The 12,634-nt window shown below is 41.6% G+C and carries 8 protein-coding genes; all 8 read left to right on the top strand.

Going from position 1 to position 12,634, the window contains the following annotated elements:
* Positions 1-14 precede the first annotated feature (14 nt).
* Positions 15-1,910, top strand: a complete 1,896-nt coding sequence (locus ABMY41_RS16925; RefSeq protein ID WP_251601404.1) for a hypothetical protein — start codon at positions 15-17, stop codon at positions 1,908-1,910.
* On the top strand, positions 1,907-3,619 hold the full coding sequence (locus ABMY41_RS16920) for a type I secretion system permease/ATPase (protein WP_235378206.1): 1,713 nt from the start codon (positions 1,907-1,909) through the stop codon (positions 3,617-3,619). Before ABMY41_RS16925 ends, ABMY41_RS16920 begins: the two co-directional genes overlap by 4 nt.
* Positions 3,616-4,899, top strand: coding sequence for an HlyD family type I secretion periplasmic adaptor subunit (locus tag ABMY41_RS16915; RefSeq protein WP_251601406.1), 1,284 nt, complete (start codon positions 3,616-3,618; stop codon positions 4,897-4,899). Before ABMY41_RS16920 ends, ABMY41_RS16915 begins: the two co-directional genes overlap by 4 nt.
* A gap of 151 nt (positions 4,900-5,050) precedes the next feature.
* The gene (locus ABMY41_RS16910; protein ID WP_251601408.1) at positions 5,051-5,527 is read left to right on the top strand and encodes a sigma-70 family RNA polymerase sigma factor; all 477 of its coding nucleotides are present in this window, start codon (positions 5,051-5,053) and stop codon (positions 5,525-5,527) included.
* Positions 5,528-5,532: 5 nt separating this feature from the next.
* Positions 5,533-6,513 carry a DUF4880 domain-containing protein gene (locus ABMY41_RS16905; protein WP_287245707.1) on the top strand — a complete coding sequence of 327 codons (981 nt, stop codon included), beginning with the start codon at positions 5,533-5,535 and terminating at the stop codon, positions 6,511-6,513.
* A gap of 77 nt (positions 6,514-6,590) precedes the next feature.
* Positions 6,591-9,293 (top strand): TonB-dependent receptor, encoded by a 2,703-nt coding sequence (locus ABMY41_RS16900; RefSeq protein ID WP_349275550.1) that lies wholly within the window; start codon positions 6,591-6,593, stop codon positions 9,291-9,293.
* 29 nt (positions 9,294-9,322) lie between these two features.
* The gene (locus ABMY41_RS16895) at positions 9,323-11,758 is read left to right on the top strand and encodes an Ig-like domain-containing protein (protein ID WP_349275548.1); all 2,436 of its coding nucleotides are present in this window, start codon (positions 9,323-9,325) and stop codon (positions 11,756-11,758) included.
* 132 nt (positions 11,759-11,890) lie between these two features.
* Positions 11,891-12,337: a hypothetical protein gene (locus ABMY41_RS16890; protein ID WP_349275546.1), complete on the top strand. Its 447-nt coding sequence runs from the start codon at positions 11,891-11,893 to the stop codon at positions 12,335-12,337.
* Positions 12,338-12,634: the final 297 nt, after the last annotated feature.

The following is a 12,634-nucleotide window of genomic DNA, read 5'->3' as shown; positions in this document are numbered from 1 at the left end:
TTATTGAGCTAGCTATGAAAACACTCTGCATTTTTTTATTCACTTTGCCGCTTTCTTGCCTTGCTAACACGGCGGTTGACGATGTTAGTGTAAATTACCTGACTTCACTTCATTATAGTGGCCCTGAAGGTTGGCCTACGGCAGGGAAACCCTATGCACCCCCTATCTATAATGCTGAGCGAGACCAACTGCTAGGAATATCATCCACAGGACATGTAGATATTTTTGGTAACGACACTAGGGCAGCAAATATGTGGGGGCTGGCGCCGGTGCAAGGTCATTATTTTTCATTGGCTAAAGATATTAAATCATACGTGGGTTTTGCTGAGCATCCACAGCTCGATAGGCTTTATAGTATTGATTTAGATGGTAACATTTTTTATGTCCACTCAGATGGCAGTAATAAAAATATTGTTTTTGATAACAATGAGGAAGAGCTTAGCAGTCAACCTAACGTTCAGCCCATTTTTGATCAGCAGGGGCGGCTACTGTTTATAGACACAGACGGCGAATCTTACTCGCGGTTAATGCGCTTAGACGCCGATAATACCTTGATTGAAATGCACCGTTTTAACAATAACCCGCATGGTTATTATACTGGTGCGGGAGGTATGTTATTGAGTGGTAATACATTATTTGGCTATTTGGCCTACCCCAGAGGCACACCATTTTTAGATACACTCTCGATTGATGATGATTTTATTGTCGGCGCCCTCTACGCAATGGACTTAAGTAACGACCCAGTACAAAGCCCTGAAATTATACACGAGTTTACCTTAGCCGAGGGAGAAGTTCCGTGGACAAGAGGTGAAGCTGCGCGTATAGCCACCTATTTGGTTGAAGACCAACAAGGTTATTTATACGGCACCACGTCGGTAGGTACTTGTAAAACAAAAGGAATAATCGTTCATAATCAGCAAGAGGCAAAATTTGATAATGGCATTTGTGGTGGTAGCTATGCCTTATATTCTGTGACCGATAAAGAAAATCTCATCCATACAGAATATCCTCATTATGATGGCAGTAACCCTTTTGGCTCTGTATTTAGAGTAAAAAAAGATGGTTCTGATTTTGTGTTAGTGCATACATTTAGTGACCTAGATGGTAGCCAGCCCCGCGGACCAATGGCGATTACGGACAATGGCTACCTTTATGGTACAACGATGGGGGGCGGTGTCCATAAAGATGAAGTTATAAGCGTAAAGCAAGGCAACCCCTACCCCTCGGAATTCGGGGAAGTAACCGGGAATGGCACCATTTATCGTATTCGCCTCGCAGATATTAAAGTTGAAAATGGCGTGGTCGTTGAAAGTGGTTTTGAACATGTACACTCTTTTAAAGCGGGGATAGATGTTGATGCCGACGGCAAAGTGCCAACCGGTATCATGTTAGCTGCAAACGGTAACTTATACGGCACCACCTTATATGGTGGCCGAGGGTATACCGATAATTCTGGTAATAAATACCTCAATGATAAATTCGGTACTGTATTTGAAGTAGATTTAAGTGCTCAACAGCCGACAGGCTCAGTGTCAATCAGCATAACTCCAGGGACTATAAAGCAAGGAGAGCAAGCCGAAGTGACTTGGTCCAGTTTTAATGCAACAGACTGTAAAGCAACGGGGGAAACAGCGATTGGCGACTGGCAACCTGATTCGCCACTAGAGCCGCAAGGCAGTATGGTTATTTCGCCACAGACAGGGGTTTATACATTGACAGTTAATTGTAAGGATAGCGATGTGAATAGTCGTTTTGCTGCCCTAGCAACCTTGTATGTGGATGCAGAAGCCAAAGCAAAAGACAGTGAGTCACTTAGCTATGGTAATGGCGGCAGTTTAGACTGGCGTTGGCTGTTTTTGTTAACTGCGGCAGCATTGTTTAAACCAGTTCGTACAACGAGGTTTAAATGAACGCTTCGCAAGCGCTTAGTAAACCACTTAAAGATGCTTTAAAGCTGCAAATGCGCAGTTTTTATCATGTTGCAGGGTTTAGTGCTGTCATTAATGTATTAATGCTGTTGCCTGCAATCTACATGTTGCAGGTTTATGATCGCGTTTTGAGCTCAGCAAATTTAGACACCTTATGGCTAATCTCTTCGATGGTTGCGGTATTTTTCTTATTAATGGGGGGGCTGGAGTGGATCCGGAGCCGAGTATTAATAAGCATTAGTCAACAATTTGATAAAACTTTACACAACCGTGTATTTAATGCGTTATATCAACATCAACTTAAAACTGGTAACGCTAACTCAGGACTACTGATTAACGATCTTAATCAAGTTCGTCAGTTTATGACAGGGAGTAGCGTGTTTGCCTTTTTTGATGCGCCTTGGGCGCCTATTTTCTTAGTCATTTTGTTCTTTTTTCACCCTTTATTGGGCACGCTCGCATTGGTTGGTAGTTTAGTGTTATTTGCTTTAGCTTTAGCAAATGAATTATGGGCTAAACAGTCTCTAGTTTTAGCCTCACAAGCAACTACAAATGCTAACAGACTCGCCAGCGATATCATTAATAATGCCGAAGTTGCTCAAGCCATGGGTATGCAGCAAAACTTACAAGAACGATGGCAGTCAGAGCACTGGGCTGGAATTTGCCATCAAAGTGAAGCGAGTAATTTAAGTTCTGTTCTTACTGCAACCAGTAAAGTTTTACGACTCGCATTACAGTCAATGATGCTAGGTGCAGGCGCATGGTTGGCTGTTGCGGGAGAAATAACAGCTGGAATGATGATTGCGGGCTCTATTTTGGCAGGACGTATGCTCTCGCCAGTTGAGCAATTGGTTGGTGCTTTTAAACAATGGCAATCAGTTAAGCAATCACAACAACGTTTAAATGGCTTGTTATGTCAATATCCATCAGTAAAGGAAGGGCTTTGTTTACCTAAACCAAGCGGTAAATTAACCATTGAGAACGCCACTTTAATCCCACCAATGGCTCAGCATCCTGTTCTTAAAAATATTAGTTTTGAGCTTGAACCAGCAGAAATTTTGGCCATTATAGGCCCCTCAGGTGCTGGTAAATCATCAATTGCGAGAATGCTATGCGGTATTTGGGAGCCGCGTATAGGTAAAGTGCGTTTAGATGGCGCAGATGTATTTCAGTGGAATAAACAAAGCTTAGGCCCTTTTATTGGTTATTTACCACAGAATGTGAGCCTTTTTGCAGGCAGTATCGCGCAAAATATTGCACGATTTGGCGAGGTGGATGATCACTTGGTGATTAAAGCCGCGAAGTTGGCTGGGGTCCATGACATGATACTCAAGTTAAGCAATGGTTATGAAACGCAACTAGGTGAAGCAGGAACCGGTTTATCGGGCGGCGAAAAACAGCGCATAGGCCTTGCAAGAGCAGTGTATGCTGATCCTAAGGTGGTTATTTTAGATGAAGCAAATGCGAATTTAGATGATAGCGGTGAGGCTGCGTTAGCAGCAACAATCAAAACGTTAAAGCAAGCTGGCAGTAGTGTGATATTCATAACTCACAGAGCGAATATTTTAGCTATGAGCGATAAAATTTTGTTACTAAACAAAGGCCATGTTCAGGCATTTGGCGCTAAAGAAAACGTGTTAAACGCCATGCAAAGAGCCAAACAAAGTCAACAGGGAGTGGCAATAGCATGAATGCTCAACACGGCATAGCAGGTCGTAAGTACATTCTTTGGGGCTGGATTATGACTGCACTAAGTTTGGGTGTTTTTTTACTTTGGGGAGCCTTTGCACCACTGGATAAAGGTGCTGTGATTGAAGGTCAAGTTATTGTATCTGGGAGAAAAAAACAAATACAAGCTCCACAAAGTGGGGTGCTTGCCCAGTTGTTAGTGCAAAATGGTCAATGGGTTGAGAAAAATCAGCCTTTAGTGACCCTCGATAACCGAGTCGCTAAAAGTCAGCTTGAGGCCGCAACAACTCAATATTATATGGCACTGGCAGAAAAAGAACGTTTATATGCTGAGTTTACACTAACGCCGAAGTTGCACTATTCATCAGCGTTAACCGAAATAGCATTACCACAAGCCGAAGAGGCTATGCGCTTGCATCAGCAATTGTTTGTACAAAGAAAAGCAACGCAGGATGCAAAACTCTTACTGTTAGAAAATAACAAACACACTACGCAATCGAGAATTTTAGGCCTACAAAATGTGGTTGCCAGTCAGCAACAGCAATTGGCTGTATATAAAAATTGGCTTAGAGACACACAAGCTTTAGTAGATAAAGGCTATCAATCACAAGAAAAACTTTATCAATTACAGGCACAAGCTGCGGAGATCAGCGCTGATTCAGCAAACTCACAAGCAGAACTAAAAGCACAACAGGCCAGATTATTAGAGCAAGACACTCAATTACAACAGACAATAAAAGCTTACAAGCAAGACCTCAGTCAACAGATGGCTACCAATCAAGCGAATATTAGTCATTTCAAACAGCAGATTATTACGGCTCAATTTAGCCTGGATAATAGTGAAGTTCGCGCACCAGCAGCTGGTCAAGTTGTAGGCCTTAATGCGTTTGGTGATGTAGTATCCCAATCACAATTATTAATGGAAATAATGCCTAAAGGCCAAAGTCTTATTGTGGATGCGAAAGTACCGGTTCATCTAATTGATAGCATCTTACTTGGTCAAGAAGTAGATCTACTATTTAATGCTTTCAATACCAGTACGACACCGAAAGTTAAAGGCAATATAGATAGCCTGACACAAGATATTGTCAACGACCAACGAACTGGGCAGCCTTATTATCAAGTAACTATTCGAGTCAATGAACAAGCGTTGCTAAAAGATTTAGTGTTACAGCCGGGGATGCCAGTTCAAGCATTTGTTAAAAATGGAGAGCGTTCGATGCTGAGTTATTTGTTTAAACCTTTAATAGATCGTATTCCTCATGCAATGGCTGATAATTAAAAAGAATTTCACTTTAATTAATAATTAAGAAGGTTTACCTAATAAATACACTTGAATGAGAATGATTATTGTTTATAATGTCCACCTGCCACGCAACGGGACTTTGTAAATTTTGACTAGCAAGACCACTAACAGAACTGGGTTCAACTCGATGTATCAAGAACACCACGAATGGTTAGTTCGTTGGATTGCTAAGCGAACGAGTAATGCTGATAATGCCCAGGATCTGGCGCAAGATACGTTTATCAAATTGTTAAATAAGCCAATGCTTTATGATGATATGCGTAGCCCACGTGCCTGGCTTACGAAAGTTGCTGGTAACTTGATGACAGATCAATTACGCAGGCAAGTGCTTGAACGTAATTATCAAAGCATGCTCGAATCAATGCCTGAGGCTGACTACTTTTCGCCCGAAGAACAATTGGAGTTGCTTAACTTACTTGAGCAAATTGACAAGTTACTCACGGGTTTGAAAGCAAAAGAAAAAAAAGCTTTTCTAATGGTTAGATTGGATGGCATGAGCTATAAAGATGTCGCAAACGAACTAAAAGTAAGTTTATCTTCAGTCGAAAAATATATCGCTAAAGCAACACTACAGTGCTACCAACTTGTTTATTTTGACAGCTAAATCTGATGAATTTTAGACTCAATCACAATCAAGCTCATATTCCAGAACACATAGTTCAACAAGCAATTAGATGGCAAATTAAAATTGAATCTGGCAGCATCAGTGAGGCAGAGCAGGCATATTTTGTGAAGTGGCGCAGTGCAGATCCATTGCATGAGCTGGCATGTGCTCGGTTACTACACCTTGATAAAGCATTTAGTGATGTTGCTATTAAGTCCGCCGGGTATGCACGAGAAACATTACAAAAAACAGACCATGAAATTGATAATCTACAGCGTAGACGTTTGCTCAAAGGCGCGCTTGGTACGACACTAAGTGTAGCAGGTGTGGCTTTTTTAGCTGAGCAGCAAGGCGTTCGTCATTATTTAAGTGCCGATTTATCAACCAGAAATAGTCGCGAAAAATTTACCGTTTTCAAAAGTAGCCAACTATGGTTAAACCGCCACAGTACGGTAGAAATTGATGAGCAGAAGAGTAATTCGATTAGGCTCACGCAAGGCGAGTTATTTTTAAAAACCGCAGCTATTGATGCACCTGTTCAACTACACACAGCTCATGGCGTATTTGCCACTCAAAACGCAGAAGTATTTGTTCGTCATGAGGCAAGCCATGCGATTGTACAAGTAAACAAAGGCCTACTGCATTACAGTGCAGAGGCAGGTGAAAAGAGTTTATCCCTACAAGCAGGCTCGACGTATCAACTCTTTTCCAATAAACAATTTGCTTTAAATACTGGGGTTTTTGATTACAGTAGCTGGCGTCAAAATCTACTCACTGCTAGAGCCATGCCGCTTGCCGATTTTTTACACGAGTTGGCTCGTTATCGAAGCGGCCATATTCGTTGCCATCCAAGTTTAAACGATACGCTAATTTCTGGTGTATTTCAGCTTTCAGATACAGATTTAATTTTATCAACTGTCGCACAGTCATTGGGCGCAAAGCTTAACTATCTGACCCGTTTCTGGGCAGAAATTTTACCAAAGTAAAATAATTCTCATTTATTTTTACGGCTTTTCATTTTTCGTTCGGCTTTATAGGTATGTAACGAAAAAAGGAAACTCACATGCCGTCTCGTGTATTGCTTTCTAGCTGTGCCATATTTGTTTCGAGCCTGTTGTCTGTGACCCCAATTTATGCGGCGCAATCATCAGCTAGTTCAGCTAATTTCACATTAGTTCAATTTGACTTACCTGCAGGTAATCTAGGTGATTCATTAACGCTGCTTTCACGACAAGCAGGGATCACACTGAGCTTTGATGAGCAAATCGTAAAAAATATCTCCGCGTTAGAGCTTAAAGGACGCTACAGCACAGAAACTGCTTTAAATAAACTTTTACAATCAACCTCATTAGAAGCGTTTTTGATTGCTCAAAATGCTTGGATCATTAAAGCAAAGCCACAATCAGATGTGATTACTCTTGATACTATTCAAGTTCAGGGACAACACAATAAACTAAAAAATAAAACCTATACCGAGGCAAAATCGGTAAACGTCATCACTCAGCAAGATATTGAACGATTTCGCGGTACCAGTGTTGGCGATATATTCCAAGGTACACCTGGGGTATTAGTCAGTGAGAACCGCAACTCAGGTGGTTTAGACATCAATATCCGCGGTATGCAAGGTCAAGGCCGTGTGCCAGTTATTATTGATGGAAGTCGCCAAGAAACAACTGTTTATCGAGGGTATTCAGGTGTCTCTAGCCGCAGTTATATTGACCCCGATTTAATTGGCTCAATGACGATTAGTAAAGGCCCTGTTATGGACGCGCAAGGGACCGGTGCGACGGGCGGATTAGTGAGTGTAAGCACTCTTAATGCTGACGATATTGTCAAAGAAGGTGAACTGTCAGGTGTACGTTTAAGAGCGAGTGCTATTGGTAATAGCTCAAACGCACCTCAGCCTGGAACCTATGCAGGCTATTATCTCCCTCGTAATGCTTATCGCTCAGACTGTCGCTTTCCAACATATTGTACTGAACAGTACTTGATGCCTGAGCATTTTGCCCCCGAAGAAGGAATGGACAGACCTAGTTTGTTAGAGTTTGCGAGTTACGCGGGGAGTGTCGCTGCTGCAAAACGCTTTAGTTGGGGTGACTTAGTTGGTGCTTACGCTAAGCGTGAACAAGGCAATTATTATGCAGGTAGCCATGGCCCTAAACCCGAATTGATTTATGGTGAGCCGGTTAAAATGGCTTGGTATACCGAGACTCCTGTGTCTGTGGAAGGTGCGTCAAGATTTCGTGCTAATGAGCGTATACCAAATACAAACTTCAATAGTGAGTCGGTATTACTTAAAACGAACTTGGTGATGCCAAAAGATCATAGCTTAGAGATGAGTTATATCCTTTATAACAGCGAATATGGCGAAATGATGCCTTCGCAAATTCGCTCTTTTGGTCAAGCAAGACAATGGCTTGACAGCGAAGTAACAAACCATACCTATACATTAAAATACAAATGGCAACCGCTTACTTATGATTGGGCCGACTTTTCGGCTAATTTGTGGCACACAGATGCGATTACAGATCTTAATACACCTCGCCCCGGCTCAGTTGATATTGCCGATAACATAGCTCGAAAAGATGACTATCAGCGTTGGGGTGCTGAATTTAGTAATAAAATGATGTTCTACAATCATGGCGAACTTGCATTGAGCTATGGCATTGCTGGGCAGTGGGAAGATATGGATACCGACACGCCCCAAACAGAAGGTTTTTATGCTGGTTCAAGAAGCGGTTGGCGTAAAGAGTTTAGTGCTTTTAGCGCCGTCGATTGGCAAATTACAAAGCAGTGGCAATTAGAAGCAGGATTACGCTTTAGTCATTTCTCTTCAAAAGATAATAATCCTTTAGAGCTTAAGCCCAATGATCCCGCATGCACACCTGATGGGCAAGGAGGCTGTGTCCCTGTAAATTATCAGAATAGTCACTCAGGCAGTGCGCCGCTTATTGCTTTAACATGGCAAGCGTTAGACAGTCTTCAATTATACATTAGACACGCAGAAGCTTTACGCATGCCAAGCTTGTTTGAAAGTACTTCGGGCTGGTCTGTGAGCCCTGTGCTTGATATCCCTCTGAAACCTGAGCATGCCAAAAACCAAGAATTGGGTATTAATTATTTAAACGAAAAAATAGCGAATAACACAGAGCAACTGGCTATAAAGCTTGCCTATTTCGAGAATCATGTAGATGACTATTTGACTCGAACACAACCAAATGCATGGGAGCAATCACAAGGCGGTATGCTCGATTTTTTCCACATGCGCAATATCGACAGTTTAGATCTTAATGGTGTTGAGTTGAACTTTAGTTACACAACACCTTTTTGGTTAGTTGAATTAAGTGGCACTAAATATTCCCATATTGAAGTGTGTAATGTTGGTAGCTATGTACGCTATTACTGTAATGACTGGGGGATCCCTGAGAGCTACATAAATAATATGATCCCGCCTAACTGGCATGCCAGCTTGCATTTAGGGTTACGTCTTTTTGATCAAAAATTCGAGACTGGTTTACGCGCTACCTTTATGGGCGAGAGAAACTCAATTCCTCGATACAACGCACCAACAGGTTTTAATGAGCCTGTGCTATGGCACAGCTATAACCTTTTAGATTTCTACAGTTCATACCAATTTAACGATACGGCGACCCTTGATTTTACTATCGATAATATTACCGATCGTTACTACTTAGACGCATTGAGCTTAGGACTTGTGCCAGCCCCAGGGCGCACAGCCAAGCTTAGCTTAACTTTACAATTTTAATTGCCAGAAAAACCAGCAAGGAGACCCCGATGAAATTGATGCTACATACATTCACCGCTATAGGGCTAGCTTTAGCGCTAACCGCTTGTGGTGGAGGTGGTGGTAACGACGATAGCACCCCTGTTGTTGTTGAACAAAAACCGACGGCTGTCATCACAAGCAGTACAGAACAAACAACGTTTTCACTTAAAGATGGTGCAGTACAAATTCAACTAAGTGCTGATCAAAGTAGTAGCGCAGATAACAAAGAGCTCAGTTATCAATGGCAACTTATTTCTCGCCCAGAACAAAGTGAAGCGGTTTTAACCAGCAATGATAGTCTTAGCACCGATTTTGTGGCTGATCTTCCTGGTGAATATGTCGTTAGTCTTATTGTTAATGACGGTGTTAATAACAGTGAAGCAACACGCATTACTTTTAATGCAACATCACCATATCCGACAGCAATCACTGAGCCTGTATACAGTGTAAGTTTGGGCACAACGAGTGTCGGCCTAGATGCAAGTGCTAGTTTACCTCCTACAGGCGAGACAGGCAGTTTAGATTATCAATGGAAGATTGTTGAAAAACCGGCTGAAAGTGCGGGTTATTTAAGCAATGAAACACTTAGTTTAGCTACTCTATTTGTTGATGTAGCTGGAGATTACAAACTTGAGTTGGTTGTTTATTACGGAAATATTGCCAGTGAACCAAAAACGGTTACCGTAACTGTTTCATCAGGTAATGCTCCACCTGTTGCGATTGCTGATGATGTGACGGTTAAGCTTGGGCAAACAGTTACGCTTGATGCATCACAAAGTAATGACCCTGAAGGAGCGTCTTTACAATACCGTTGGAAATGGGCTTACAGTCCTGTTGAGCCAGATGCTATTCCATTACCAGAATTAGCAGGAAGAACAACAGATACACTTACTTTTACGCCGGTAGTTGCGGGTGAGTATTCATTGGTACTGTTCGTGTTTGATGGTGCAAGAAAAAGTGAAGAGCGTGAAGTCCTTGTAACCGTAAAGAAAGATCCTGAGTCTAATGAAAACAAAGCACCCGTCGGGGAGTTACTAGCAACAGGCTATTTCCCTTCTTATAGCATTGGTGAGCAAGAAGTTGGTTTGCGCGCTGAGTTTAATTTTTCAGGCTATGATCCAGAAGGGGAGGCATTACAAATAATCAGTGCGGAACTTATTGAAAAGCCAGAAACAAGTACTGCTGAATTAGTTGATATTGGTTCTTGGAAGCCGATGGGCAAAAAGATTCAAGAGCTTGATGTTGAAGGCATGTATAAAGTGCGAATGGTCATATCTGATGGTGTTAATCAACTAACAACCGATGCAACAATGGAAGCTAAAATTGGTAATGTTAATGGGCAGCCTTCAACACGTGGTGTAGATGCTCAATCTAAATCAGTGATTGTAGGTGATGCACTCGTATTTGATGCATCAAGTGAAGACCCAAATGATGATCCAATGACATTCCATTGGGAACTTGTTGACCGTCCAGATGGCAGTAACGCGGTTATTGAGCCAGTTATTGAACCTGAAACTCAAGAGTATCGTCGTGCTCGTGTGGTAACTGACGTACCAGGCTCATATACTGCGCGCTTGATTGTTGAAGATGACCGCGGACTTTTTGCAAAAACTTATGCAGAAGATGATGGCCTTGCAAAACTTACCAATACTGCGCCTGAAATTCGTTCAGTTGTGTGGGCACGTAGCTGGGGGAGATTGCAGCCAGGTGAAGATTACTATCAAATCTTACCGTGCATGTCATTATTACATCGCCCAGTTACGGTTGATGCTGATGGTGATGAAGTCTTCACCCATGAAGAGTTAATTAGCACGCCTGAAGGTGGTGAATTCACAAGTTATCCTGATGAAGCTGATTGTCCTGCCACACGCGGTCAAGTGTTTACCAAACCAGGTATTTATACATTCCGTTATTCAGCGACTGATTTAATAGACGATGCACCACAATATGATTTTGTTGTTAAAGTTGATCCATTATCAGAAGCGAAAGGTGTTCGCTTACGAAGTATTAATGAAGATGGCGAAAGCTTATGGCACCCACTTCCATATGAAACAATTCCACCATTTGCAAATGGCTTTAGTGCAAGCTCGCGTCCATTTTTAGAAGAAGGCTATGTGCAATGGGAGCTGAGTGCTATGGATAGTGCTTATACGATTGAGAATGTTAAGGTGAGCCATATTAATGGTGGTCTTGCGAGTCTTACTCCTCGTTTTGAAAACCTATATGAAGGACGAGTTATTCAACAAGGCGAAAGCTTAGCATTTCAAACCGTAGTACCTGCAGTGCCTTGTATTCGTAATGACGATAAGTCTGAAGGCTTCCATTTCTCTTTCAATATCAGAGAAATCCCAGAAATTACTTATGTATACGAAATATGGCGCACAGCCGATGAAGACAGTCTTTTCAATGAGTGGGAAGAGTGTGAAGAAGGCCAGTTAAATTAAATACGCCAAATTAAAAACTTAAACAAGCGAACCTTCGGGTTCGCTTTCTTAATATTTCCCCTTCCTCGTTCCTTTTTAGTTAAAAGCCGTAACTGCGGCTTAACGCCCATATAAAAATTAAGGAGCATATATATGTTTAGATATATATCAACGCAGGATCTTCTAACTTTAGTTGACTCAATCCGCAGTATCATTCTCAAAAACGACCATAAAATTAATCATTTAATGTTAAACAAAGAAAACCCTGATTTTGAGGGGCTTTGGTCAATTATCGAGCCTGATGTTTATGCTAATAAGCAACTGAACTATCGTGGTGTAAAAGTGCTGTTTTATAAAATGATGGTTTTTCTGCTCGAAGATATTCAGGAGGGCACTTTTGATTATTCGGATTACAATGATCAACCTTGCAACGAAAACCCTGAGCGCTTTGATGAGTTATTTGATACGGAATTAGAGAATGACTTCGATGGTAACTTTAAGGAAAAAATTGAGCGTGAGTTCGAGCCAGAGCTGAATAATGAGCGTACTCAAAATTCTATAAAAGAGACCATGTCACAAATCAAACAAACGCATTCATAGGATAAAGAAAGCTATTTTTGCATTTAAAAATAGCGGCCTAATCATAACTCACGAAATACGCCACGAGCCGTTATTTGCCGGCTCACTACTCAATGTCTGGGTAGTCAGAGTTCATCTGATAATACTAGTGAGGGAATTGTACGCAAATATACTTTTCCATTGTGGTAATACTGAACTGGTTTAATTGAGCAGGACACTTTAATAATGGACAATGATCTAATATTGAGGTGTTAAATGACAAAACGAAAAAACAAAACTTATACAACCGAATTTAAGCAAGAAGCAGTTGCTTTAGTG

Origin of the sequence: Pseudoalteromonas sp. BZA4 (genome assembly GCF_040104395.1) — a bacterium.
Lineage (GTDB): Bacteria > Pseudomonadota > Gammaproteobacteria > Enterobacterales > Alteromonadaceae > Pseudoalteromonas.
Note: the sequence above shows the minus strand (reverse complement) of the source record. Positions and strands in the feature narration are given on the sequence as shown.

What these genes read in the sequence shown, in the direction of transcription:
- ABMY41_RS16900 (WP_349275550.1), top strand. Translation starts at nt 6,591, where the DNA reads ATGCCGTCTCGTGTATTGCTTTCTAGCTGTGCCATATTTGTTTCGAGC.
- ABMY41_RS16925 (WP_251601404.1), top strand. Translation starts at nt 15, where the DNA reads ATGAAAACACTCTGCATTTTTTTATTCACTTTGCCGCTTTCTTGCCTT.
- ABMY41_RS16890 (WP_349275546.1), top strand. Translation starts at nt 11,891, where the DNA reads ATGTTTAGATATATATCAACGCAGGATCTTCTAACTTTAGTTGACTCA.
- ABMY41_RS16920 (WP_235378206.1), top strand. Translation starts at nt 1,907, where the DNA reads ATGAACGCTTCGCAAGCGCTTAGTAAACCACTTAAAGATGCTTTAAAG.
- ABMY41_RS16910 (WP_251601408.1), top strand. Translation starts at nt 5,051, where the DNA reads ATGTATCAAGAACACCACGAATGGTTAGTTCGTTGGATTGCTAAGCGA.
- ABMY41_RS16905 (WP_287245707.1), top strand. Translation starts at nt 5,533, where the DNA reads ATGAATTTTAGACTCAATCACAATCAAGCTCATATTCCAGAACACATA.
- ABMY41_RS16895 (WP_349275548.1), top strand. Translation starts at nt 9,323, where the DNA reads ATGAAATTGATGCTACATACATTCACCGCTATAGGGCTAGCTTTAGCG.
- ABMY41_RS16915 (WP_251601406.1), top strand. Translation starts at nt 3,616, where the DNA reads ATGAATGCTCAACACGGCATAGCAGGTCGTAAGTACATTCTTTGGGGC.